The organism is Fibrisoma limi BUZ 3 (assembly GCF_000296815.2).
In the GTDB taxonomy this organism is placed as follows: Bacteria; Bacteroidota; Bacteroidia; order Cytophagales; family Spirosomataceae; genus Fibrisoma; species Fibrisoma limi.
Window position 1 is genome coordinate 1,868,277 of sequence record NZ_CAIT01000009.1, and the last position, 25,189, is coordinate 1,893,465.

Below are 25,189 nucleotides of genomic sequence, written 5' to 3' on the forward strand. Positions count from 1 at the left end.
TATGCATAAGCTTGTCGTTGTTCTACTCACCCTTTGCCCGCTATTAGCCATCGGGCAGTCAAAAAAGTCCATGCCAACGTATCAACGAGAGTGGAAGGAGGTCGATTCGCTGATTGCCCGCGGCTTACCCAAGTCAGCGCTGACTCAGATTAACAAGATTTATCAACAGGCAAAAGAGGCTAAAAATTACCCGCAGGTAGCCAAAGCGGTCATTTATCGTACCAATTACCAGTTCGTGCAGGAAGAAGAAGAGTTTGTTGCGTTGGTGCGGACAACAAAACAGGACATTCAGGCTACTCCCGAACCAACCCGGTCCGTGCTTGAATCTGTATTAGCGGACACCTATTGGCAGTATTACAATCGAAACCGATACAAGTTCTATGATCGCGCCACGGCAGGCCGGGCCACGATTCAACCATCGCCCGGCACTGCCTCGCCGGATGACCCTCGTACGTGGGATGCGCGTCAACTGATTGATGCTGTTACGTCAGCTTATCTGGCTTCCGTTCAGGAGAAGGCGCTGTTGCAGCAAACGCCCGTTTCAGCTTACGACGCCTTACTAATTAAAGGCGACGCTGAAGCGCGTGCACTACGGCCTACGTTGTTTGATTTATTGGCTCATCGGGCTATTGATTTCTTTAAGAACACGGAACCTGACCTGCACAAGCCCATTTTTCGCTTCGAAGTAGACGATGTCCGCTACCTGGCTGGGCCAGACGTATTCGTTCAACTGCCGTTACAGTCGAAGGATTCGCTATCGGGTCGTTTTCAGGCATTGCAGCTTTATCAGCAGCTTCTGCGCTTTCACGTGTCCGACAAAAATCCGCAGGCATTGGCCGATGCGGACGTACAGCGGCTTCAGTTCGTGCATACGCATAGCACAGTACCTAATAAAGACTTACTGCTCCACCAAACACTCCGGCAACAAAAGGTCCGGTACGCCGGACAGCCGGCCGAAGCTACGTATGCCTACGCACTAGCGCAGTCGCTGGTTAGTCTGACGGACCCTTACCAACTGCGCACGGATGAAGGAGATACGGTAAGTGCCAAAAAATGGCACCGGAAGCAGGCTGCGGATATTTGCCGGGACCTGATCAAACGCTTTCCCAAAACCCGGGCAGCAGCCGAGGCCGATGAATTGCTTACTCAGTTGCTTCGCCCTGAATGTACGTTAACCGTAGAAGAGGTGAACGCTCCGAAAACACCCTTTCGGGCTTTGCTGACGTACCAGAACGTAAAGCAGGTTAGATACCGGATTATCCGGCTCTCGACCAGCGAATGGCAGGCGACTCGGCAGTTTGCCGGAGAGATGAATCAGCGTAAGCAGAAGCTCCAGCAGTGGCTCAAACGGCCATCTATAGTAGAAAAAACAGTGGTGCCTCCTGACGATGGTGACCTGAACAATCATTCGGTCGAGATTCCTATTGAAGGATTACCACTGGGACAGTATCTGGTACTGCTGAGCCAGGCTGAAAAATCGGCGAATAATGCTGAAGCGCTTTCCTTTGCCACCTTTACCATTTCGTCGCTGGCGTTGCTGGAGCCTGACCGTGGTAAGTTCGATCAGGACACGCTGTTCGTTGTAAACCGCCTGACGGGCCAGCCTCTGGCTAATGCTACCGTTCAGCCTATTCTTGAGAAACGATTGCGGCCAACCGCCAGCCAGCCCACTGTCCGCACAAATGAAGAAGGGCGGGCCGTTGTTTCAACCCGCGGGATTCCTCGTGAGAGCACGTATTGGTACCAGGCGACATGGGCAGGCGATACCCTGCTGTCGGATACGCGGTACAAAAGTGACTATTATCCCGCACAAGAGGACCCTGCTCACTCGAGTGTACGCTTGTTTACCGATCGGGCCATCTACCGACCAGGCCAGGCCATCTACGTTAAAGGGCTGGTATTTGGTGGGTCCCGAAACCGGTTTGAAATTGAGCCTAATCGGGAGGTTAAAGTCACGTTCAGAGATCAGAACGGAGAGGAAGTTGCCCAGAAGGAAGTACGTACCAACGAGTTTGGTACGTTTGCCACGACGTTTACTGCCCCGGTCGGGCGGGTTACCGGCATGATGACAATCAGCACGGAGCATGGCAGCACCTACGTTAGGGTCGAAGAATACAAGCGGCCCACGTTTGAGGTAGTTACGCAACCCATCCGGCAGTCGTTTAAACTTGGTCAGACAATTACCCTCACGGCGCAGACCAGGACGTTTGCCGGGGCGGCCGTAGACGGTGCTTCGGTGCGGTATCGCGTTGTCCGCTACTACCGGCAGCCTTGGTGGGGGTGGTGGGAGATGGATGAGGTTTCGTCCAGCAAATCACTCCCGGGCCGACGAATCGACAAGACCGAAATTGCCAATGGTGCAGTACAAACGGATGTTCAGGGGAACGTAACGATTTCGTTCCCGGCAACGCCTGATCTGACAAAACCCAAACGCGACAATCCAGTCTTTGTCTTTGAGGTGACTTTCGACGTAACTGATCGGGCTGGCGAGACCCGAAGCACAACTCAGACGCTGCAAATCGGTTATACAGCGCTGCAGGTAGAACTGGCCGTACCAAACTCAGTCGACAAAAGCGGGAAAAACGAGTACTCGCTAAAGGTAACCAACCAGTCGGATCAGCCGGTCCGGGCGCAGGGGCAGCTCACCGTTTATGCGTTGCAGGCCCCAGACCGGCTGCTGCGTACACGCTTGTGGAGCCGTCCGGATCGTCACTTGCTCAGTAAGGCGGAGTATCTGCGCTTATTTCCCCATGACATTTACGCCAACGAAAACGATCCCCGTACGTGGCCTAGAGGACAAGCGGTAGAACAACAATCCTTTCAAAGCCCGGCTGACTCAACGTTTCGGCCGGATCTGAACCGCTATCAGTCAGGCCAGTACGTAGCCGAAGTGGTTGTGCGGGATTCGACCGGCGAGGAAACTACAGAGCGAGTTTATTTCCGGGTGATGGACAACCGCCAGCCGACGGCGTCCGTTCTTCCGGAAGGCTGGTTGCAGACAACTAAAACGACCGTAGAACCGGGTGAGGAACTTGTGTTCTGGGTTGGCAATACCCAGCCTGGCTGGGTGCTGATGCAGGTCGAAGAGAACCATCGAATCACCCGGCGCGAATGGCTAAAAACGGATGGTACGCCCCGGCGGGTGTCGTTGCCGGTTACGGAAAAGAACCGGGGAGGGTTTGTTGTTCACTTCGCAATGGTCCAGAATAGTCGGCTGTATGAAAAAGCACAAACGATTACCGTGCCCTTTTCAGACAAGTTGCTACGTATCGAAACGCAGGTGTTCCGGGACAAGCTCAAACCTGGCCAACCGGAAGAATGGACGCTGTTGATCAGCGGCCCAAAGCAGGATAACGTGCTGGCTGAACTAGCCGCGACTTTATACGATGCGTCTCTCGATCAATTCAGTGTCTTACGTTGGCAAACGGATATTTATCAGACTTATTTCCAGTATTATACGAACAACGGTATCGGCTTTGGCATTAATATGAGCCAATGGTGGATTTACCCGACGCCTGTACAGACGGGTAGGGTAGACCCGATTCAGTATGATGCCTTGCGAGGCCAGGGGGGAATGGGCTCCAGAGGACCGGGAAGGGAAATCAAAATCAGAGGCTATGCGCGGGAAACTATGATGGAGAGCGCCGTAGCACCGTTGTCAGACGCAATGGCGGCTGCACCGTCGGCGGCCAGGAATATGAAAGGGGGTAGTGGTGCTGAAAACACGCCTTCTAGCAGTGAACGCGATCAACGTGGGCCAACAATACCGATTGTTCCCCGCCGAAACTTTACTGAAACAGCCTTCTTCTTTCCGCAGTTGCACACCGATCCGCAGGGGCGTGTGGTGTTGAAGTTCACCATGCCCGATGCTCTGACCCGCTGGCGGCTGCTGGCGTTTGCACATACGAAAGACCTGAAAATTGGTACGCTTGAACGGGAAATCGTGACGCAGAAGGAGCTGATGATTACGGCCAACGCGCCCCGCTTTCTGCGCGAAGGCGATACCCTCCGCCTGACCGCCCGGCTGAACAACCTGACGGCAAAGACCCTGACGGGGACTGCCCGGCTGGAACTGTTCGACGCACTGACAAACGAGCCAATTAACCAGAAACTCGGGAACAGCGCCGGAGCATTAACGTTCACCGTTGCGGGTAAGCAGAGTACGGCTCTCGGCTGGACGTTGGTTGTACCGGCCGGTTTGGAAACAGTGACGTATCGATTGAGTGCCCAGGCAGGCGATTTTACCGATGGCGAAGAACAAACGCTGCCCGTATTGCCGAACCGGATGTTGGTAACCGATACGCAGCCGTTCTGGGTAAACGGTGGCAAGGAGACCAAGGAGTTTAAACTAACGGCATTAACCAATCAGAATCCCGAGTTACCCAGTCAGCACGAGCGCCTGACGGTTGAAGTGACGAGCAACCCGGCCTGGTATGCCTTGCAGTCGCTGCCGTACCTGATGGAGTACCGCTACGAATGCGCTGAGCAACTGTTCAGCCGGATCTATGCCAATACGCTCGCGGCTCATATTATTACCAGCAAACCGGCATTCCGGCAGGTAATAGACGAATGGAAACGCAATCCACCCCGCAACCCACTTCAGGCGAATGAGGAATTGAAAGCAGTAACCCTCGAAAATACGCCGTGGCTGGCTCAGGCCCGTAACGAAGCGGAGCGGCAGGCACAACTCGGCCAGTTGTTCGACCAGAACCGGATGAACAACGAATTAACCGCGAACGTGACGAAACTAATCCAGCTACAGACACCCGAAGGTGGTTTTAGGTGGTTTGGCGGCATGGCCCCTAACCTGACTATGACGCTTCACATTCTGGGTGGATTCGGACACCTGCAAAAACTGGGGGTTGCGCTGCCTCAATCAGTACAAGCGGAGGTGCGTTCGATGACGGAGCTGGCCATAGCATACGTTGATGCAGAACTGGCAACCTGGGTCGCCGAACAAAAGAAAGCGAAAACGGTGGTTCCAAATCCCTATCTGCCGGTTCAGTACCTTTACGCCCGCAGCTTTTACCCCGGCAGACCAATCAACGGCGACGTAATGGCATACCTTCGCCAGCAGTTAGCCGCTAATTGGCTGAAGCAAAGTTTACAAGGCCAGGCGTTCACAGCTTTAGCCTTGTACCGCTTTGGTGATCGGCAGGTGCCGCAGCAGATTTTAGAGTCGCTGACAGAGCGGGCCAAGGTTTCCGAAGAGTTGGGGATGTATTGGCCGGAGAACAAAAGCGGCTTCGGCTGGTACGAAGCACCAATTGAAACCCAGGCTTATCTGATCGAAGCATTTGAGGAAATAGGAAAGAATCCCGCCGTTGCGGACGATCTTCGGCGGTGGCTCATTCGTCAGAAACAAACGCAGGCCTGGCACTCGACCAAAGCCACCACTGAAGCCGTATATGCTTTGTTGCTGCGGGGCACTGACTGGCTTGATACGAGATCAACCGCTGAAGTTCGGGTGGGCGGTCAACGTATCGATAGCCGGGTGACCCAAACCGAGGCTGTAACCGGATATCAAAAGGTTACGTATGCGGCCTCCGAAATCAAGCCCGAAATGGGTGTCATCCAGCTTTCAAAGAAGGGGGCCGGACCGGCCTGGGGCGCTGTGTATTGGCAGCATTTTGAGCCGCTCGACCGAATCCCGGCTGGTAGTGCCGGCTTATCGGTGCAGAAAGAATTATACGTACAGACAGATTCGCCCGCAGGTCCGGTAGTTACCCCTTTATGGTCGGCAGGGTCGTTGAAACCCGGTGATCTTGTTACGGTCCGGCTGGTGCTTCAAACTGATCGCACGATGGAGTACGTTCACTTGAAAGATGGTCGTGCATCGGGTTTTGAGCCAGTCGATGCGCTTTCAGGGTTCAAATACCAGAATGGTCTCGGCTACTACGAGTCGCCCCGTGATGCCAGTACGGATTTCTTCCTGAGCTACGTGCCCGTGGGTACCCATGTGTTCGAATACAGGCTGCGGGTGGCTCACACCGGTGATTTTTCGGCGGGTGTGGCTACGGTACAATGCTTTTACGCCCCCGAATTTTCGGCTCATTCGACAGGAGAGCGAGTGAAGGTGAAGTAAATGATTCTGCTAAAAACAGGAAAGCCAGGTTTTGCGTACCTGGCTTTTTTCGTGTGTCGTACCGTCGGTCAGCTAACGATAGCATCGATTAAATAAGTCACTACAGATACAACAAGGCTGAAGAGCAACGCCGAAATAAACCCAGCCACATCAAACCCGGCAATTAACGAATCTGCCAGGTAAACCATCAGCACGTTAATGACCAGGTAAAATAAGCCAAGCGTAAGGATGGTGATAGGAATGGTCAACACGACCAGTATTGGCTTCAGAAAGGCGTTCAGAATACCCAGCACGATTGCTACGATGAGGTACGTGCCGGCTCCCCCCGTAACAGTGACACCCGGGATGAAAATACTGGCGATGTAGACAGCCACCGCGCTGATGAGAATACGGATGATAAGGCCCATGTGATTGAGGTTTGTGGTTGCGTCGATATGGTTTCACTACCTGACAAACTCAAACCTGAAACATCAGGCTATTGTTTGGCGTGCCTTTTCTGCAAAACGGCAATTATATCATCGAGGTCCAGGTTTTTCTGTTCCAGCAACACCAGAAAGTGGAAGAGCAGGTCAGCCGCTTCACCTTTGAACAAGTCGTCGTTGTCGTCTTTGGCCTCAATCACCAGCTCAACCGCTTCTTCGCCGACTTTCTGAGCGATCTTGTTAACCCCCCGGGCAAACAATTTGGTGGTATAGGATGCATCAGAGGGGTTTTGCTTCCGATCCCGGATAACACCCTGCAAATAGTTAAGGAACTGGCCCTTCCCCTGGTTAATCTCCTGAAAGCACGTATCGGCGCCCGTGTGGCAGGTCGGACCGGCCGGAGCAGCCTTAATCAACAACGTATCGCCGTCGCAGTCAACGAGTATGTCGTGAACGTGCAGAAAGTTACTGGAGGTTTCGCCTTTTGTCCAGAGCCGCTGTTTGCTACGGCTAAAAAAGGTGACAATACCCTCGGCCTGCGTTTTCTCATAGGCTTCCTGGTTCATGTAACCCAGCATCAGTACCTTGCCGGTTACGGCATCCTGAACTACGGCCGGTACAAGTCCATCCGGCGATTTATCAAAATTTACGGGAGAATCCATGTACAAATGTAATCGGTCTGGCAGTCATTACGCCCGAATTGTCTGCACGAACGCCCGGATACTCTCGGCGGAGGTGCCTTCCTGCTGCAAATGCCGGATAAAGGCACTGCCTACAATAGCTCCGTTGGCATACTGGCACGCAGTTTCAAATGTTTCGGGATTGTTGATACCGAAGCCGATCAGTCGCGGGTTTTTCAGATTCATGGCCTGAATGCGCTCGAAGTAGGCCCGCATGGTATCGCTAATGCCTTTAACCGAGCCGGTTATGCTGGCCGACGATACCATATAGATAAATCCTTCGGTCTCGCTGTCGATCAAGCGAATGCGGCTCTCGGCTGTTTGAGGGGTGATCAGAAAAACGTTCAGGATACCGTACTGCCGGAACGTAGCTGCGTACTCGCTCAGATACAGGTCGAGGGGCAGATCGGGCAGGATAACGCCGTCAACGCCCACTTCCCGGCATTTCTGACAAAAAGCTTCTACGCCAAATTGCAGCACCGGATTAATATAGCCCATCAACAAGATGGGTACGGTAACCGGATCGCCCGAACGCTCATCGCGGCAGCCAGCCAACTGCTCAAATAACAACTTCAGCGTCATGCCGTTGTCAAGCGCCTGCATATTACTCTGCTGAATTGTTTCTCCATCGGCAACCGGATCAGAATACGGCATACCAATCTCGACCAGATCAACCCCGGCTTGCTGCAAACCGCGCAGTACCGTACCTGTATCACCGAGATTTGGAAAGCCAGCCGTGAAATAAACATTAAGCAGTCGTTCGCTTTTTTGTGCAAACAGATCGTTTATGCGATTTTGGGTAAGAAGTTCTTGTGTCATGGCCCATAGCCCAAACCTTGGTCCGGGTGTGCTAAGCGTTTCATTCGCCCAGACCGAGGTCGAGGCTAACGTTTATTAATCCAGATATTTGGTGTAGGTACTCAAGTCCTTATCGCCCCGGCCGGATAGGCAGACGACCACTACGTCGTCCTTCGTCATGGAAAGCTCCTCCAAAGCCGCCAGTGCGTGGGCCGATTCAAGCGCCGGAATAATGCCTTCCAGTTTGCTTAGTTTGAAACCTGCCCGCACGGCCTGTTCGTCGGTGATGCTGTGGAAATGACCACGACCCGACTCAAACAGATGAGCGTGTAATGGCCCGATGCCAGGGTAATCCAGACCTGCCGAGATGGAGTACGGTTCAGTAACCTGTCCGTCGTCGGTCTGCATCAGAATTGTGCGGCTACCGTGTAATACACCCGGTTTACCGAGTGCAGTAGTGGCGGCTGAGTGTCCGGTTGCTATGCCCTGACCGGCTGCTTCGGCGGCTACCAGCTTCACCGAGGGTTCGTTGAGGTAGTGAAAGAAGGCACCGGCTGCATTGCTTCCTCCGCCAACACAAGCCACTACGTAGTCAGGTGTTTCGCGGCCTTCCTTGTCCAATAACTGCCGTCGCGTTTCTTCTGAAATAACCGATTGAAAGCGAGCTACCATGTCCGGGTAGGGATGCGGCCCGACCACCGAGCCAATGATGTAGTGCGTATCTACCGGGTTGTTGATCCAGTGGCGCATCGCTTCGTTGGTAGCATCCTTCAGGGTCTGGCTCCCACTGGTGGCCGGTACAACTATAGCGCCGAGCATCCGCATGCGATCAACATTAGGCTTCTGGCGTTCCATATCGATTGAGCCCATGTAAACGATACACTCCAGGCCCATCAGCGCACAAACGGTGGCCGTAGCGACGCCATGTTGACCAGCACCGGTTTCGGCAACGATGCGCTTCTTACCCAGGCGTTGGGCCATCAAAATCTGGCCAATGGTATTATTAACCTTATGGGCGCCGGTATGACAGAGGTCTTCCCGTTTGAGGTAAATGGTGGCACCTATATCTTCTGATAACCGTTTGGCCAGAAACAGAGGGGTAGGGCGGCCTACGTAATCGGTCAGTAAGGCGTAAAACTCAGCCTGAAAGGCCGGATCAGCCATGATCTGGCGGTAGTTTTGCCGAAGCTCTTCGACATTCGGATATAGCATTTCCGGAATGAACGCCCCGCCGAAATTGCCGTAAAAACCCTTATCGCTGACCTCAAATGAGGTAGCCTGTTCAATCAATTGCTCCATTAGACTATTTCTTCGTGCTCAACGGGCCGCAGCCGGTGAATGAGCTCTTTTACTTTCTCCACATCCTTAACCCCTGGTGCTGTTTCAACCTGACTGTTGACATCCACACCATACAGCTTCATATCTTTCAGAGCGGTGAGTTGATCAAGATTGTCCAGCCCAATACCTCCGCTGATAAAAAATGGCTTTTCGTTGTCGTACCGGTTCAGCAGGCTCCAATCAAAGCGAACCCCATTGCCGCCGGGCTGGTCCCCCTTCGCATCAAACAGGAAGAAATCGCACTGCATTTTATAGTTGTTCAGCATGGAAAAGTTGAACGACTCATCAACGCGGAATGCCTTAATTAAGCTGATACCCCGGTTGCGCAGGCTGCGGCAGTATTCAGGGGTTTCGGTGCCATGAAGCTGCACATACTGTAGATCATACTTTTTAACGTTACGCAGGATAAAGTCAGGGCTGGCGTTTACAAATACGCCCACTTTCCGGATCGAGCGCGGCAGCGCCTTCACCACATCTGCATCCAATTCTTCACCAACAAACCGGGGTGACTGATCGTAAAAAATGAAGCCAACAAAATCGGGGCTTAGGGCCGCAATTTCTTTGATGTTTTCGGCGTCGCGCAGACCGCACACTTTAATCTTCATGGTGTAAACGTATTTGATGGGGTAGGTAGTTGCGAAGTATAATCAGCCACCAGACGCGCCAGCGATGCTGCCGGGTCGGTTGTTTTCATAAATGCTTCTCCGATCAAAAAACCAGTGTACCCTGCCTTCCACAGAGTTACCATAGTGGCTGCTTCATGCAGGCCACTCTCCGTTATCTTCACAAAATCGTCGGGAATGCGTTCGGCTAGCTGTAGGGACGTATCAATCGATGTCACGAACGTCTTCAGGTTCCGGTTGTTTACACCTACCAGATCTACCGTATCGGCCAGGCTGCGGTCCAGCTCGTCTTCGTCGTGAACTTCCAGCAGCACTTCCAACCCCAGATCATGGGCTTGCCGGCTTAAGTCGGACACCTCTTCGGGCGTTAGACATGCCGCAATGAGCAACACCAGATCAGCTCCCCAGGCTTTTGCTTCGAGCAACTGATACGCATCAATCACGAAATCTTTGCGCAGAATGGGCGTATCAGGATTAGCCTGACGAGCCGTTTGTAAGTCTGCCGGTGTACCGCCGAAGAACGGCTCGTCTGTCAGAACGGACAGGACAGCCGCACCCGCCCGGACGTAGCCCTGCGTTGTGGAGGATACGTCGGCGGTGTCGTTGATGATGCCTTTGGATGGAGACTTGCGTTTGAACTCCGCGATGATGCCCGATGAACCGGGAGCCAGCAGGGCAGCCCGTGCTGAATTGGTTTGCCGACCGAAGAGTGGGCTGTTTTCAAGGGCAGACGCTGGGGTGGTAGCCTGGCGCTGGGCTACTTCAATTCGTTTTTGTTCAATGATCCGGTCTAAAATTGTCATTCGTTCGGTGGACCGCGTCTATCATGCCTTACGTTGCAGCAAACTGCAAACCGGCAACTGTCAGTATGATGAGAACGTTATGCAATCAACTTCTTAAAACAACTTAACGCCTGTCCGCTTTCCAGGGACTCACGAGCCAATGCAACGGCCTCTTCCCGGGTCGCAGCCCGGTCGGCGGCTAACAGGGCCATGGCCGAATTGGCCAGTACGGCCTGCTTTTGTGCCGGGGTAGCTTCGTCGTTCAGCACGTTCATAAAAATCTGCGCTGATTCGTCGACCGTAGCCCCTCCGGCCAGCGATTCGGGCGTTAGCGTGCTCAGACCTAACTGGGTCGGTTCCAGCACCTGCTCCGTCTGGTTACTAATGACTTTGAAAGCGCCCGTCAGCGAAATCTCGTCGTACCCATCCAGCGCATGAAGGATCATGAAACGCTTGTCGGTTTGCTGATAAAGGTACGCATATAATCTGGCTAATTCAAGGCTAAACACGCCAACGAGCTGTTTCTGGGGCATTGCCGGATTAACCATCGGTCCGAGAACGTTAAAAAATGTTTTCACGCCAAGGTCTTTCCGGATTGGACCAACGTTTTTCATGGCCGGATGGAACAGCGGAGCGTGCAGGAAGCAGATACCGGCGGTTTCGAGCTTGCGCTCCAGCTCACCAGCATCGTTGGTAAATCGATAGCCCAGCCGTTCCATAACCGTTGAGGAGCCACAAAGGGACGAAACGCCGTGGTTACCGTGCTTGGCAACCCGCTGCCCTGCGCCAGCCACCACAAATGCCGAGAGCGTTGAGATATTGAACGTATCCTTGCCGTCGCCACCAGTTCCGCAGAGGTCCATCGGATCGTATGCCGACAGATCGATGGGCAGACACAGTTCCAACATGGCGTCGCGAAATCCTTCCAGTTCTTCCACGCGCAGGCTGCGCATCATGTAAACGGTCAGGAACGACGCAATCTGCGCCTGGTTGTACTCGCCCCGTCCAATGCCCAGCAGCACTTGCTTGGCCTGATCTTTCGTCAGGGTTTTGTATTCGAATAAGTGGTTTAATATTGCTTTCATGATTAATGAGTGAAAGAGTGAATGAGCGAAAGAGTGATCCAGCAATTCACTCTTTTGCTCTTTCGCTCATTGTTTAAGCCAGTTTTGAATCATCCGGACGCCATTCTCGGTCAGTACGGATTCCGGGTGGAATTGCAAACCTTTTACGTCGAATCGGGTATGTGTCAGACCCATCACCCGCCCGTGCTCATCGACGGCCGTTACGCGGAGGTCATCAGGTATCGTGTCGGCAACGACAGTCCAGGAGTGGTATCGCCCTACGGTTAACTCATCTGGAACACCACTGAACAATGGCTCATTGCGGTCCGTAACAAAGGTTCGGTGCGCCACACCATGTAGTACGTCGCCCAAGTTCTCGAGTTGGGCTCCGTACACTTCGCCGATGCCCTGGTGCCCCAGGCAAATGCCCAGGATGCTTTTGGTTGGACCGTATTCAGCGACCAGGTCCTGCATAATTCCGGCTTCGGATGGTATCCCCGGCCCCGGCGACAGCATGATTTTGTCGTACTGCCCGATCTCTTCCAGGGCGATCTTGTTATTCCGGATCACATCCGGCCGCTCACCCAGCTCACGCAGGATATACACGAGGTTGTAGGTGAAGGAGTCGTAGTTGTCTAAAACGAGAAGTTTCATTTTTCAAGGAGAAAGGGGAGGAGGGAGGAAAGGACGGAAAGGGAATGCTGCTATACCCTGCACCTTGTTACCTTTTCTCCTCCCTCCATTTAAATATTTTTTGCCTGCTCGATGGCCATGCGTAGCGCGGCCAGTTTGTTATGTACTTCCTGTAGTTCGCTCTCAACAACCGACTTGGCTACAATGCCCGCGCCGGCCTGATAATATAACGTATTGTCGCGGCTCATGAATGTCCGGATCATGATGGCGTGATTAAACTCGCCATCGAATCCCATATAGCCGATGCTTCCTGAATAGAAGCTCCGGCTGATGCTCTCGTAGCGATCGATAAGCTGCATAGCCATGTGTTTTGGTGCACCCGACAACGTACCCGCAGGAAACGTTTCGGCTACGATCTGTAGAGGATCGGCCGTTTCGGTCAGCTCACCAACAACTTTCGAGACCAGGTGAATGACGTGTGAATAGTATTGTACCTCCTTGAATGTCTCAACCTTCACAACATCGCAGTTGCGGCTGAGGTCGTTGCGGGCCAGATCAACCAGCATTACGTGTTCCGCCGATTCTTTAGGGTCATCGTAGAGCTTCTGGGCCAGTTCAGCATCATGCGCATCGTCGCCCGTCCGGCGGAACGTACCGGCGATGGGGTAGATGGTCGCCTGGCGGTTTTTAACGACAATCTGTGATTCTGGCGAAGAGCCGAACAGTTTGTAGTTACCGTAGTCGAAGTAGAACAGGTAGGGCGATGGGTTCAGCGACCGCAAGGCCCGGTACACGTTGAATTCATCGCCCACAAACGGTGTTGAAAACCGGCGCGAAAGCACAATCTGGAACACATCGCCCCGCTGGCAGTGATCTTTCCCTTTTTGAATAACCGCCCGGAATTCATCGTCGGTGAAGTTAGACTGCTCCGGCCCGGCGGGGCTGAAGGAATAGGTCGGATAGTTGCGACTGGTAATCAGGTCGCTGACATAATCAAGATTACCTGCCGGCTCGTCGGCGATGCCGGAATCGGGCAGGTAACTGTGTTCGAAAAGGTGGAGTTCGTCTTTAAAATGGTTAATGGCAAGCACGTAGCGGTACACTGTAAAAACGGCCGCCGGGATCTGGTTTTCGGATGGGACAGGTGCCTGCAAGGTAATGTCCTCAAAACTTTGAACAGCCGGGTAGGCAAAGTAACCGAACAGGCCATTGGTGATGAACGGGAATGAATCGGGCTCTGGCTGGAAGCTGTCCTTGAACTGCTGCAACGCTTCCAGTACATCGCCAGATTCTACAGTTTTGGTCTGTTCTGCCTCATCGGGTAACTTGATCGTCAACTGGTTCGAGTTGTATTCAAACCGGGCTACCGGGTCGAACGCGATGTAGGAGAAGCTGTTGTCGTTGCCGTGGTAATCGGAGCTTTCGAGCAGAATGCTGTTTAGAAAGCGGTCGCGGATGCGAAGATAGATGCTGACCGGCGTAATGATGTCGGCGAGCATCCGCTTGTGGCGGGTACGGACGTGGTACGTAGAGGGCTTTGTCAAGGTTTGCATAGGAGTTACCGGGTTCGTTAAAGACAAAAAAATAAGGCCTACCGGGATGAACGGTAGGCCTTGATTAAGTTCGTTTTACACAAAATGGTGGCTCCATTCATCCCAGATGAGAAGAATGCCACCACCAGATCATGTTATTTGCAATAGCGCGGTTCACAATGTTTGCGTTTCAATAATGAGCGTTAGGCTCTGAATTTTCTTAAGTCGGGGTGGCGGGATTCGAACGGCAGCGGCCGACCGTCCACAACCTCTACGTCCCGACCGTAGCCCCTGGTCAATTTTGTAAGTCGGGGTGGCGGGATTCGAACCCACGACCTCTACGTCCCGAACGTAGCGCGCTACCAGGCTGCGCTACACCCCGAATTGGGGTACAAAGGTAATAGTTCAGAATCCGTATTGTAAAGTCAGTCAGCAATTTTTTTTGAAATGAACGCGGCTACAACATCTGGAACCTCCCACGGTAGCAGGTGACCGGCACCGGGAACGATGTCGACAGTAGCTTGTGGTACGTATGGCAGGACCAATTCGGATTGAACTTCGGGTGGGAGCGCCTGATCGTCGGAACCAACCAGAATAGAGACCGGAACTTGAATCGACGACATACAATCCGAAATTGTTTCCAAACTCCCTTCCTGCAACCAGGCTTCCCAGGCTGGCCTGGCGCTACGGAGATCATCGGCAATAATCTGCTCCCGGGCAGTGTCGGAAATGGGCTTGGCTGTAATGTTTTTCAACGTCTGCTCAGCCGACGCGCGCTGACCGTGCCCTGTGAGCAGCTTTTGTCGCTCATCGTCGGGAATGGGTTCCGGCACCGGTGGCGACGGCGATAGCAGCACGAGCGCCTGTAGACCCGCCAGTTCGGCCCGGGTGGCCTGCTGGGCGGCTACGAGTAAAGCCACTTTGCCGCTCATTGAGTGACCAACCAGGGCAAAATTTTGAATGCCCAGCTTTTGTACCAGACAGGTGATGTCTTCGGCCATGTCGCCCACCGAGTAGCCGGTATCCGGTGCTTCAGAATCGCCAAAGCCCCGTAAATCAACAGCCACGCAGCGGTATCGATCAGACAGCAGGTTCATGACCGACTGCCATTCGAGTGCTGATCCGCCGAAGTAATGCAGAAAAATAAGCGTCATCGGACCGCTGCCCTGCTCCCGTACATTTAACTGAATGCCGTTTATGAAATGCTTCATGAACAATTTTCCGGTTTTTATGCAGAACAGAACTAGACTACCACTTTCAAACGGGCCGGCCGATCGGTCATTTCAAGCATCTCTCCGTAGGGTACGATCGTGATTTGACCAAATTCCTTCAGCAGATCGCGGTAAGCCTGCGCAACCGGTCGGGGTTTACGGTCGAGGTCGTAGAGGCCACAGGCGTTGACGCGGTTATTGACTTGGCCTAGCTGGCTGTCCCAATCAATCTGATCAATAAGACTGTACCACGTAAAGCCCAAAACCGGTACACCGTCTTTGCGCATTTGGAGTACGTTAATCCATTGCTTCCAGAGCCACATAGGGGCATCTTCAGCCTCAAACACGTTGGTTTCCGTGTGCATTACCGGCTTGTGATACCGTTCGTAATACTGGCGGGTCATCTGGTACCAACCCAGCACGTCCATAGAATGGTGAATGGAGCCATCCGGTAGTTTAATTCGTTCGTTACGACCGTAATAATCGTTTCCCATGATCTGGTAGCCGGGCGGCTCGCCGGTCATGAACCAGTCGTACTCCTTTCGGGTCATACCGTTGTCAAGCAAATACATGCACATGGTTGCCGAAGGTGGGTTGGCGTAGAGCAGATCAAGCGCCAGAAACCGGCTTTCATTAGCCAGCATGGTTTCCTCAGAAGGCGTTGCACATACTTCGTGAATGTATTCGGCGCTTTCACTCTGGACAATGACGCAGTCGTTCCGGTATTTGGCTATCTGTTGGTTACCCATAATACTGGCCGCTACCAGGTGTTTGAGCGCCGTTACAAAGGCCTTGTCTGTTTTGAGCTGTTCATTCCAGACGCCATCCTTTGCGCTGATGCGGGCTGTTACGTACACTTCATTGACCGGAGTGTAGTAGCGCACCCACGGGTAGCGTTTGGCTACGGCTCCAGCGTAATCAGCAAAGTGAATGGGTAGCTCGGGGTTCTGAAAATTGCCGATCCAGTCGGGTACACCGAAGTGCATCAGGTCAAGGATAGGAATGATTTCCAGTCGTTTAATCTCATTCATTACCTCATCGGCGAAGCTCCAGTCGAACTTGCCTGGACCCTGGTGAATGGCGTAGTAAGGAAGGCCGTAGCGAAGGACGCGCAGCCCCATGTCTTTTACCAAAGCCAGGTCTTCGCGCCAGCGGTCGTAGTGGCCGCACTCCCGGAGTTGATCCCGGCGGACGGTTCCTTTTTTGATGGTAGGGTAGGAGCACTCAATACCCGTCGCGAACATGAAATTGCCCGCGTTGCCATTCGGCAGGCCCGTACCGTCGTGACCACCGGCTCCGCCAAACTGATCACCGTCGTAATTGCCATCACCGTACTGTTTCTTAATAATGTCTAAAAATCCTTTCTGTGCCATGTTGCTACGATGTTAATACACTGATCCTGACGCAGAATGTCTCCGCCAACAGTGCTGAATTAGTTTACAGAAGAGGAAGTATAGGCCAACGATGCCCCGTTGACAGGTATCCGATTAATCCAGGCGATTCGACCGAGTCAGAAACCGGTCGGCCGTACGGAGCGACAAAGCCATGATTGTCAGCGCCGGATTGACACTCAGAGCGCTCGGAAATGTTGAATTATCGCTGATATAAAGGTTAGGTATATCGTACGACCGCCCCTCGGCATCGACGACGGCCCGATCGGGGTCGTTACCCATCCGGCACGTACCGATCACGTGTGCATTGCGCGGAAATGCCCAAAGGTTTTTTGCCCCGGCCGCTTCCCAGATACTCCGCATAACCTGATTGGCATGAGAAGTCATGCGTTCTTCGTTTTCGCCGTTTGAAAAGTAGATCCGGGGCTTTGGCAAACCCCGAACGTCTTTTTCGTCCGAAAGCTCCAGGTAGTTATGGGCGTAAGGCAGGCAATCGCCCAAGATGTTGATCCCCGCTACGTGATTATAGGTCGTTGCCGCCTGTTTCAGCGCATCGCCCCACAGCCCACGGGCGCGGGCCATCTGCGACAGATACGTTAGAGGCATGACCCCAATCGATTGCAGCAGGTAGCCACCGGCGAAATCAACCGGCCCGGCGATCTGATCGGAAGGGCGGTGGGTATCCTCCGAAATCAGCGCGCCAGGAATGCCTTTGTATGGCCGGATGTCTTCATCAAACTCCCCCCAAATCTGAAGAGCCGTATGGGCCATTACGTTCCGGCCGACCTGTCCGCTTGTGTTGGCTAAGCCGTTCATAAGCAGCAACCGTGGTGTTTCGACGGTTCCGGCGCAGAGAAATACGTAGCGGCAGCGCTGGCGTTCTTCCTGGCCGTTTCGGATGTAGATCACCTCACTAATCTTACCCGACGCATCCTTAACCAGTTGCGTGACAAAACTTTCCGGCCGAACCTCGGCACCGTGGTGAATAGCCAGTGGAATATACGTTACGTCCATGCTGGCCTTCGCTCCGATGTTACAACCGGCCTGGCAAAACCCCCGGTTCGTGCAGGCCTGTCGCCAGCCGACTCCTTCCTGAAAGTATGGGGCCGACAGCGCGGCATTGGCGGCCGGCGAGGTTCGAATGCCGAGTTCCCGGCATCCGCGCTCCATCAACTGCCCCGGGGCATTGATCGGTAGTGGCCCCAGCGGATACTGCCGCTTGCGGACTGGCCCCCAGGGGTAATTGGCCGGCCCGGAAACACCCAGAAAATGCTCAATCTCATCGTAGTACGGCTCAATCTCCTCAAAGCCGAATGGCCAGTCTTCGCCGACGCTGAATTCTGACCGCAGGCGTAGGTCGTCGGGCTGAACGCGGGGCGTGTAGGCTGTATAATGAAGCGTAGAGCCACCAACCCCCGTGCCGGAGTTATTGTTTCCGAACGGTAGCGGATCTTCGCCCGCGCTTAGTCGTTCATCGTTCCAGAAGAGCTTGCTTTGCGCACGTTCGTCGGTCGGAAAGTCATCGTATGGTGTCCAGTGCTTACCGGCTTCGAGGGCGACGACTTTCAGGCCGGCAGCCGCCAGTCGGGCTAGTAAGGGGGCTCCGCCGGCGCCGGTACCAATCACGACGGCATCGACAGTTTCAGATGTTGTGTAGTGTTGCATGGTGCGTAATTACCAGCCGGCAAAACGTTCCCGGCCGTATATTGGTCTGTTATAGGGGGCGCGGCTCCCGATCGTCCAGTGTGTTTAAACCTAATCGCTGCCAGGCCGGTGTATCGGCCATACCGACGTATCCAATCGCTTCCTGCGCCAGCGGATGACTGTAGTAATTCTCTACCGCTTCGGCCAGGATTTCTTCAAAAAACCGCTCGGCGGGCAGGCGATCCCAGGGTTCTCCCTCCACCTCGGCTTGTTGTATTAGTCGGAGCAGATCGTCCTGTTGCGCATCAGGCAGGTGCAGAAACGACTGCTGGTGGCGGCTCTGCGCCGTGGCTTCCAGACCGGCCAAACCTAGCTGATAAGCGTCCTGATCGGGCGGCATGGAATCATAGCGCCAACCGTTGCTTTCGTTTCGGGTTAACCGTTCGTCAATGCCGCGGGCGATGTTGATGTAGTCCGTATCCGAACCAGTTTGCGGAATAAGCCGGTCGCACACCGCTTTCAGCAGAACGTATTCAGACGCTGTGAAAAACTGTGGTTCATAAGGAGCATGCAACGACAGACGTGCTTCGAGCGTAGTACGGGTCGCCGGGGTGACATGGTCGGTGTTCAGCAGGGCGCGGACCGTACCTTCGGGGTAGTGATGGTGCATGACGTTAAGGTTGCGTGTTGATTGTATGGACGATAAAGCTGGTGGTCAGACGTACTGTACAGACCACCAGCTTCAGTATCTATCCGAGTTTGCCGCCCGTTACCTCAACAATGCTGCCAGTCATGAAACTTCCGTCGCTCGATGCCAGTAATACGTAGGCCGGGGCCAACTCCTCTGGCTGGCCGGGCCGGGCAAGCGCTACCTCATGACCAAACTGCTTTACTTCGTCTTTCGGCATCGTAGCCGGAATATTGGGTGTCCAGACTGGTCCGGGTGCAACGCAGTTGACCCGGATTTTTCGCTCGCCCAGTTGGATAGCCAGGGATTTGGTAAAGGCATGGATCGCACCCTTAGTAGCGGTGTAGTCCACAAGAATGGGGTTGCCGACAATCCCGACAATGCTGCCCGTATTGACGATAGCATCATCTTCGTGCAGATGAGGTAAAGCCGCCTGCGCCATAAAGACGTACCCGAAAATATTGGTTTCAAACGTCCGGCGAAGCTGTTCTTCGGTGATGTCTTCCAGCTTTTGCTGCGACATCTGGAAAGCCGCATTGTTGACCAGAATATTGAGCTTACCATATTCAGCAACCGTTTCCTGAACGGCTCGTTCGCACTCGGCTTTCTGCCGGACATCGCCCTGAATGACCAGGCACCGGCGACCTTTCAACTCCACCAGGCGTTTGGTGTATTTGGCATCGTCGGTGTTTTCGTTGTACACTATGGCTACATCAGCTCCTTCCATAGCAAACGCAATGGCTACTGCCCGGCCAATCCCGGAGTCGGCACCGGTGATGATCGCTACTTTGTCGGTTAGTTTTCCGGCTGGTTTATAGTTAGACAGATCACTGTCGGGGGCGGGGTCCATGTCCGACTGACGAGCCGGATACGGGAGCTGCTGGCCGGTCATTTCTTCGGCCGTGGGGCGAAACTCTTGCTGCATAAAGTCGTTGAGTGAATTAAATGACAAGCTACTGAGGTAATCGCGGTTGTCACAGGTAGATAAACCGTTGTTCAACGGTTTTGTTGCCGACCTCTTATAATCATAAAATGAGTTGGGCAACCCACTAAGATTTCATTCACAACCACTTTTGCAGCAAGCGTTTCGGCGGGCTGCGTTGGGCGATTTATGCGTTCAGGGTCAGATTTCCGGCTTTGTTGTATTTAATTTCTTCTTCGGCGAGCATCAGCCGGATGGTTTCTGCCAATGTATCGGCGTCGGTTTGAGCGAAGTGATAGGAAAGCTGCCGGGGCGAAACACCGGGGCCATTGGCCAGGGCAACGTACTGGCGAACCTGCTCCCGAACTTCGCCGAGGACCGAACCCGCCTTCTTCTTCTGCTTAAGGCAGTTGTCGCAAATACCACAGGGATCAGCCGGTTTTTCGCCGAAGTAAGCCTGAAGCAGTCGGGTGCGGCATTGAGTAGGATGTTCTACGTACGTAGTGGCGGCCTGGACTTTACGCAACGCCCGCTGTTTGCGCTCGTTCAGCTCCGGTACGTTGACCGGCAACTGGGGTGCATCAAAGCGGGGCGTCAGAAACACGAGCTGTGGTTTATCCTTCTGTTTCTCATACACGACTACGTTCCGCTGGTGCAATTGCTCCAGCAACGTAACGATCTCCTTCTGATCAACCAGAAAGGCCCTGGCCAGCGCCGATTCCGAAATGGTGACGAAATCTGTAAACAGTTCGCCCCCGTACATCCGCAGCACCAGTTTGAGAAACGGATCGAAACGGGGATTCATGACCTGAAACTCATACAGCTCCCGGTTGTCCAGCGTCATGCTCAGCCGCGACGGATGGAAGTACGTTTCGCTCAGTTCGATGAACCCTTCCAGTTGCAGTTGCTTCAGCGCGTAATGGGTTTCCTGAGCCGGTAGTTTAAAATTGGTCGTGAAGGTTTGCAGGTCGAAGTCGTAGCTGTTAAACTCTCCTCCACCAACCGGCACGGCCGTGTAGTTGGCCAACGCCTGATATACCCGACGCAGCAAATCAACGGGCGGATAAAGCTGTTCGGTTTTATACTGCAATCCGGACAGGTCACCCTGGTTGTAGAGCAGAACGGCGTAGGCTTTCTGCCCATCGCGGCCGGCCCGGCCGGCTTCCTGGTAATAAGCTTCGAGCGTATCCGGTACGTCCAGATGCACCACAACGCGAACGTCGGGTTTATCAATACCCATCCCAAAGGCGTTGGTCGCCACCATGACGCGCATCCGGTCGTGAATCCACGCATCCTGCTTGTCGCCACGTTGCTGGGTCGTTAGGCCGGCGTGGTAAAAATCGGCGGAGATGCCGTGGCGGGTCAGCCAACTGGCTACCTGCTGGGTTTGCCGCCGACTACGTACGTACACGACCGCGCAGCCGGGTACGTTGGTGAGCACCCGTAGCAGCCGGTTTTCCTTGTTTTCTTCCTGAATGACCGAATACGACAGATTGGGCCGGGCGAAGGTCTGCCGGAAAACAGTAGGCTCGCGTAAGGCCAGTTTATCGACGATGTCGGTTTGAACTTCGGGCGTGGCTGAGGCCGTCAGGGCGACAATGGGCGTTTCCGGAATCAACTCCCGGAACTCGGCAATCTGGAGGTACGGCGGGCGGAAGTCGTAGCCCCAGGCCGAAATACAGTGCGCTTCGTCGACGGCCAGCAGGCAGACCATCATCTGTTTGACACGCTCGATGACGAGTTCGGTCCGCAGCCGCTCGGGCGATACGTACAGAAATTTAGTATTGCCGTAGATACAGTTGTCGAGAATGGCGTCAATCTCGCGGTAGTGCATGCCGGAGTAGATGGCCGCAGCCGGAATTCCCCGCCGACGTAGCTGCTCCACCTGGTCTTTCATCAGGGCGATCAGGGGCGTCACCACAATACATATACCCTTCATAGCCAGGGCGGGCACCTGGAAGCAGATGGACTTGCCCCCACCCGTGGGCATGAGTACCAGCGTATCCTGCCGGGCCAGCACCGCGTCCACTACGTCTTCCTGCATAGGCCGGAACGACGAGTACCCCCAAAACTGCTGTAAAATCTGTCGGACAGTCATACTGACTGCGAAAATACAACCGAGATCAGACAATTCAGACCAATTATCGTTGTACATTTATACGTACAACCCAGCCACAGGCTGATCATTCATTATGATTCAGAAGGTTATCAAATCCGACGAAGAATGGCGCCGGATGCTGACCCCGGAGCAGTACCGGGTTGCCCGCGGGAAAGGAACCGAGCGGCCATTTTCGGGCGAATACTGCGAAGCAAAAGACCCCGGCATCTACGCCTGCGTCTGCTGCGATACCGAGTTGTTTGAGTCAACTACCAAATTTGATTCGGGTACGGGCTGGCCCAGCTTCACGGCCCCCATCGAGGAAGAGCGCATCCGGCTGGAAAAAGATTTCAGTTACGGCATGATCCGAATTGAGGTGCTATGCAACGTTTGCGATGCTCATCTTGGTCATGTCTTTGACGACGGCCCTCCGCCCACAGGCATGCGGTATTGCCTGAACTCGGTATCATTAGTGTTGAAGCGAACTGCGGATACGGAATAAGCAAAAATGTCGTTAATGGTAAGTCAGTACCTGTTGTGGTTGTGAGCCTTACGGCCAGCCGCAACAGGCTATCTAAATTAAACAGTCTATTTATTGACCCTAAGTTTACATCTGCATGTACTATTGGAAGTTGCTGGTACGATTCGTCGTTGCCGGCCTGGCGCTGGCCGGCACAGTGCTGGCTCAGAAAGCCCCGACTCACCGTTCGGCGTATGAGCAGTACGTCCTGAAGACCAGGACACTGCCTGCCCCCCAAAGCATTTGCTACAAACTGGACCGGGATGTATTTACTCAGATTCTGCCGCCCGAAACGTTCCTGAAAAACCGCCAGAATCCACGCGCCCGGACTTCGGCCACGGCCAGTTTCAGCGTAACGTATTCCAACTTCTCACCCGAAGCCCGTACCGCATTCCAATATGCCGTCGACATCTGGTCAAACCTGCTGTCGTCGCCGGTACCCATTCGAATTCAGGCCAACTGGACTACCCAGAGCGAGGGCGTACTGGGGTCGGCCAGCCCGGCAGAAGTTCGGCTCGGTTCGGATGGTACCCAGAAAGGGCGGGGGATTTATCCTATCGCGCTGGCGGAAAAGATTGCCCGGCGTCCGCTGAATAACCCGAATGATCCCGACATCGTCGCCAGCTTCAACCGAAACAACAACTGGTACTATGGTCTTGACGGCAAAACGCCCCAGGGGCAGACGGACCTCGTTACGGTAGTCCTGCACGAGATTGGTCACGGGCTTGGAATGACTGGCTTCTTCAACGCATCGAACAACCGGGGCGAATACCTGGTCGGCTTTCCGTCCGTTTACGATCACTTCATCGAAAACAGCCAGGGGCAGCGGATCGTGGCCGAAACAGGTCGTTTTCCGGATGGCTCGCTGGAGCTGTATCAGCAGTTAACCGGGGGCAATCTGTTTCTGAATGGGCCGCTTCTGCAACAACGGTCTGGACAGCGAATCAAAATTTACGCGCCGTCGCGGTATGACCGGGGCTCAAGTATCTACCACGTTGACGAAACGACCTATCCGGCCGGTAATCCAAACTCTCTGATGTCGCCCCAGATCGGGCAGGCTGAGGCCATTCACTCACCTGGTCCGCTGGTGCTGAACATCTTCCGGGATATGGAGTGGCGCACCACTTCTGTGCTGCACGAACCATTGCCCGACGTTGAGGAAATCGCTGACCTGCGATTTACGGTCCGAATCGTGAGTGATACGACGGTTCAGGCGAACACCGTTCGGATGTTCTACCGGAAAAGCGCCCCGTCAGGCGCCGACACAACATACACCAGTGTGACGCCGACGCTGGTGGCGGGCACAACTGATACGTACGCGTATACACTGCCCGCTGCGCAGGCTCGGGGTGAGGTGTGGTACTACTTCCTGGTGCAGGACGTAACGGGTCGGGCGTATACCAACCCCGGTAAGGCACCGGCGGGTTTCCAACTGCTGAACGTAGTACGGGTTGGGCCAGACAATATTCCACCTACGATTCTGGCGGGCCCCACCCGAAATTTTATCTTCAACCCAGCCGTCAACGACAGTTTGCAGGTACTGGCGGATGTATCCGACGATCGGCAATCAATCGATACGGTCTATGTCGAATATCAGGTTAATGGCCAGATCCGGCCGGCGGTTCCGTTGTTCCGCACAACAACCCTGAACGGGATTCGGTATGATAGTTTGTTCAGTGCCAAAATTCCGTTTGCCGCCAATACGTTGAAAGACGGGGATGTGATTACCTATCGCATCGTGGCGCGGGATTCATCGCGGGCCAGAAACCAGACAATCAGCCCACGTACGGGTACGTACGAAGTGCGCGTAACTTCTGCGTTGCCGACGCGCGATAGTTACGCGACTACCTTCCAGGATCAGGCTACGGCCAATGAGTTCGTGGGAGCCGGATTTAGCATTGCAACACCGTCTGGCTTTGCCGACCCGGCTATTCACTCGGAGCACCCGTATCGCAATGGTGCCGACTTCGAGTATCGGAGTAATTTCGAGATGGTGCTGCGAACCCCCATTCGCATCAAAGCCAACCCCGATAGTGCCGTTATGCGGTTTGACGAAATCGTACTGGTTGAGCCGGGCGAGCCAGGTAGCCAGTATGGCGACGATGATTTTTACGATTATGTGATTGTAGAGGGCTCGAAGGACAACGGGCGTACATGGTTGCCCATTACGACCGGGTACGACGCTAACGACCAGACCGACTGGATCAACGCGTATAACCGAAACCTGGTGAACGGCGCGAACGCTAATGAACGAAATTCGACAACGCCCGGTACGCCAAGCCTGTATAAGCGCCGGGACGGTATTTCATTGACCAGCAACGGCAACTTCCGACCGAATGATCAGGTGCTGATCCGATTCCGGCTGTTTGTCGATCAGTTGGCGCATGGCTGGGGCTGGGCCATTGACAACCTGCAAATTCAGGTGCCGCCCCCGCCACCGGTGCTGGGTGTAGAGCCGGTCAATATTGGTTCGTTTGCCGTGTACCCGAACCCCGTGAGCAACGGCTTGCTTCGGGTAGAAGCTCAGTTAACCAAGTCGTTTGCCGAAGCTGGGCTGACCGTAACCGGAACCACCGGCCAGACCGTCCGTCAGCAAACGCTGAAGGTAAGTGGCTCGAAAATCAACGAGCAGCTTGACCTGACGCAGTTGCCAACCGGCTTGTATTTTGTTAAGCTTCAGGTAGGCGAGACCCAGTTAACGAAAAAGATTATCGTAACGAAATAGCGTAAACACACGCCGGAGTACATAAAAGCGGGA

At 54.1% G+C, this 25,189-nt stretch carries 18 protein-coding genes and 1 tRNA gene; 3 read left to right on the forward strand and 16 right to left on the reverse strand.

The features are described 5' to 3' along the window. Position 1 precedes the first annotated feature (1 nt). A complete protein-coding gene (locus tag BN8_RS27505; RefSeq protein WP_009285225.1) occupies positions 2–6,085 on the forward strand; it encodes an alpha-2-macroglobulin family protein in 6,084 nt (2,027 codons plus the stop codon). A 68-nt stretch (positions 6,086–6,153) separates the two neighbouring features. Here the strand turns inward: BN8_RS27505 and BN8_RS27510 are convergent, their stop codons facing one another. The 16 genes from BN8_RS27510 to BN8_RS27585 all read right to left on the reverse strand — a co-directional run bounded on the left by BN8_RS27510 (position 6,154) and on the right by BN8_RS27585 (position 21,911). Then, on the reverse strand, positions 6,154–6,492 hold the full coding sequence (locus tag BN8_RS27510) for a phage holin family protein (protein WP_009285227.1): 339 nt from the start codon (positions 6,490–6,492) through the stop codon (positions 6,154–6,156). Between the two features lie 68 nt (positions 6,493–6,560). Further along, positions 6,561–7,169, reverse strand: coding sequence for a bifunctional phosphoribosyl-AMP cyclohydrolase/phosphoribosyl-ATP diphosphatase HisIE (gene hisIE, locus BN8_RS27515; RefSeq protein WP_009285228.1), 609 nt, complete (start codon positions 7,167–7,169; stop codon positions 6,561–6,563). A gap of 27 nt (positions 7,170–7,196) precedes the next feature. Further along, positions 7,197–8,006 (reverse strand): tryptophan synthase subunit alpha, encoded by an 810-nt coding sequence (trpA, locus tag BN8_RS27520; protein ID WP_009285229.1) that lies wholly within the window; start codon positions 8,004–8,006, stop codon positions 7,197–7,199. 75 nt (positions 8,007–8,081) lie between these two features. Beyond that, positions 8,082–9,284 (reverse strand): tryptophan synthase subunit beta, encoded by a 1,203-nt coding sequence (trpB, locus tag BN8_RS27525; protein ID WP_009285230.1) that lies wholly within the window; start codon positions 9,282–9,284, stop codon positions 8,082–8,084. Further along, complete coding sequence (locus tag BN8_RS27530) at positions 9,284–9,928, reverse strand: phosphoribosylanthranilate isomerase (RefSeq protein WP_009285231.1); 645 nt, start codon at positions 9,926–9,928, stop codon at positions 9,284–9,286. The genes trpB and BN8_RS27530 overlap by 1 nt, the downstream gene beginning before the upstream one ends. Then, positions 9,925–10,749: an indole-3-glycerol phosphate synthase TrpC gene (gene trpC, locus BN8_RS27535; RefSeq protein ID WP_009285232.1), complete on the reverse strand. Its 825-nt coding sequence runs from the start codon at positions 10,747–10,749 to the stop codon at positions 9,925–9,927. The genes BN8_RS27530 and trpC overlap by 4 nt, the downstream gene beginning before the upstream one ends. A gap of 77 nt (positions 10,750–10,826) precedes the next feature. Then, entirely contained in the window at positions 10,827–11,813 is a 987-nt protein-coding gene (gene trpD / locus BN8_RS27540; protein ID WP_009285233.1) for an anthranilate phosphoribosyltransferase, read from the reverse strand. Between the two features lie 66 nt (positions 11,814–11,879). Continuing rightward, positions 11,880–12,446: an anthranilate synthase component II gene (locus BN8_RS27545; protein ID WP_009285234.1), complete on the reverse strand. Its 567-nt coding sequence runs from the start codon at positions 12,444–12,446 to the stop codon at positions 11,880–11,882. Between the two features lie 89 nt (positions 12,447–12,535). Continuing rightward, on the reverse strand, positions 12,536–13,978 hold the full coding sequence (locus BN8_RS27550) for an anthranilate synthase component I family protein (protein ID WP_009285235.1): 1,443 nt from the start codon (positions 13,976–13,978) through the stop codon (positions 12,536–12,538). A 287-nt stretch (positions 13,979–14,265) separates the two neighbouring features. Then, a tRNA-Pro gene (locus tag BN8_RS27555) sits at positions 14,266–14,339 on the reverse strand. A gap of 43 nt (positions 14,340–14,382) precedes the next feature. Further along, a complete protein-coding gene (locus BN8_RS27560) occupies positions 14,383–15,168 on the reverse strand; it encodes an alpha/beta fold hydrolase (RefSeq protein WP_009285236.1) in 786 nt (261 codons plus the stop codon). Positions 15,169–15,200: 32 nt separating this feature from the next. After that, the gene (locus BN8_RS27565; RefSeq protein ID WP_009285237.1) at positions 15,201–16,541 is read right to left on the reverse strand and encodes a family 1 glycosylhydrolase; all 1,341 of its coding nucleotides are present in this window, start codon (positions 16,539–16,541) and stop codon (positions 15,201–15,203) included. 114 nt (positions 16,542–16,655) lie between these two features. Further along, on the reverse strand, positions 16,656–18,224 hold the full coding sequence (locus BN8_RS27570; protein WP_009285238.1) for a GMC family oxidoreductase: 1,569 nt from the start codon (positions 18,222–18,224) through the stop codon (positions 16,656–16,658). A 49-nt stretch (positions 18,225–18,273) separates the two neighbouring features. Continuing rightward, entirely contained in the window at positions 18,274–18,873 is a 600-nt protein-coding gene (locus BN8_RS27575) for a gluconate 2-dehydrogenase subunit 3 family protein (protein WP_009285239.1), read from the reverse strand. A gap of 79 nt (positions 18,874–18,952) precedes the next feature. After that, positions 18,953–19,816, reverse strand: a complete 864-nt coding sequence (locus tag BN8_RS27580; protein ID WP_040006942.1) for a glucose 1-dehydrogenase — start codon at positions 19,814–19,816, stop codon at positions 18,953–18,955. 184 nt (positions 19,817–20,000) lie between these two features. After that, positions 20,001–21,911, reverse strand: coding sequence for a RecQ family ATP-dependent DNA helicase (locus BN8_RS27585; protein ID WP_083882536.1), 1,911 nt, complete (start codon positions 21,909–21,911; stop codon positions 20,001–20,003). A gap of 94 nt (positions 21,912–22,005) precedes the next feature. Between BN8_RS27585 and msrB the strand changes: the two genes are divergently transcribed. After that, positions 22,006–22,413: a peptide-methionine (R)-S-oxide reductase MsrB gene (gene msrB / locus BN8_RS27590; RefSeq protein ID WP_009285242.1), complete on the forward strand. Its 408-nt coding sequence runs from the start codon at positions 22,006–22,008 to the stop codon at positions 22,411–22,413. 115 nt (positions 22,414–22,528) lie between these two features. Continuing rightward, complete coding sequence (locus tag BN8_RS27595; protein WP_009285243.1) at positions 22,529–25,156, forward strand: T9SS type A sorting domain-containing protein; 2,628 nt, start codon at positions 22,529–22,531, stop codon at positions 25,154–25,156. Positions 25,157–25,189: the final 33 nt, after the last annotated feature.

Excerpts from the sequence above, each read along its gene's own strand:
- BN8_RS27505 (WP_009285225.1), top strand. The coding sequence starts at position 2 with ATGCATAAGCTTGTCGTTGTTCTACTCACCCTTTGCCCGCTATTAGCC.
- BN8_RS27510 (WP_009285227.1), bottom strand. The coding sequence starts at position 6,492 with ATGGGCCTTATCATCCGTATTCTCATCAGCGCGGTGGCTGTCTACATC.
- hisIE (WP_009285228.1), bottom strand. The coding sequence starts at position 7,169 with ATGGATTCTCCCGTAAATTTTGATAAATCGCCGGATGGACTTGTACCG.
- trpA (WP_009285229.1), bottom strand. The coding sequence starts at position 8,006 with ATGACACAAGAACTTCTTACCCAAAATCGCATAAACGATCTGTTTGCA.
- trpB (WP_009285230.1), bottom strand. The coding sequence starts at position 9,284 with ATGGAGCAATTGATTGAACAGGCTACCTCATTTGAGGTCAGCGATAAG.
- BN8_RS27530 (WP_009285231.1), bottom strand. The coding sequence starts at position 9,928 with ATGAAGATTAAAGTGTGCGGTCTGCGCGACGCCGAAAACATCAAAGAA.
- trpC (WP_009285232.1), bottom strand. The coding sequence starts at position 10,749 with ATGACAATTTTAGACCGGATCATTGAACAAAAACGAATTGAAGTAGCC.
- trpD (WP_009285233.1), bottom strand. The coding sequence starts at position 11,813 with ATGAAAGCAATATTAAACCACTTATTCGAATACAAAACCCTGACGAAA.
- BN8_RS27545 (WP_009285234.1), bottom strand. The coding sequence starts at position 12,446 with ATGAAACTTCTCGTTTTAGACAACTACGACTCCTTCACCTACAACCTC.
- BN8_RS27550 (WP_009285235.1), bottom strand. The coding sequence starts at position 13,978 with ATGCAAACCTTGACAAAGCCCTCTACGTACCACGTCCGTACCCGCCAC.
- BN8_RS27560 (WP_009285236.1), bottom strand. The coding sequence starts at position 15,168 with ATGAAGCATTTCATAAACGGCATTCAGTTAAATGTACGGGAGCAGGGC.
- BN8_RS27565 (WP_009285237.1), bottom strand. The coding sequence starts at position 16,541 with ATGGCACAGAAAGGATTTTTAGACATTATTAAGAAACAGTACGGTGAT.
- BN8_RS27570 (WP_009285238.1), bottom strand. The coding sequence starts at position 18,224 with ATGCAACACTACACAACATCTGAAACTGTCGATGCCGTCGTGATTGGT.
- BN8_RS27575 (WP_009285239.1), bottom strand. The coding sequence starts at position 18,873 with ATGCACCATCACTACCCCGAAGGTACGGTCCGCGCCCTGCTGAACACC.
- BN8_RS27580 (WP_040006942.1), bottom strand. The coding sequence starts at position 19,816 with ATGCAGCAAGAGTTTCGCCCCACGGCCGAAGAAATGACCGGCCAGCAG.
- BN8_RS27585 (WP_083882536.1), bottom strand. The coding sequence starts at position 21,911 with ATGACTGTCCGACAGATTTTACAGCAGTTTTGGGGGTACTCGTCGTTC.
- msrB (WP_009285242.1), top strand. The coding sequence starts at position 22,006 with ATGATTCAGAAGGTTATCAAATCCGACGAAGAATGGCGCCGGATGCTG.
- BN8_RS27595 (WP_009285243.1), top strand. The coding sequence starts at position 22,529 with ATGTACTATTGGAAGTTGCTGGTACGATTCGTCGTTGCCGGCCTGGCG.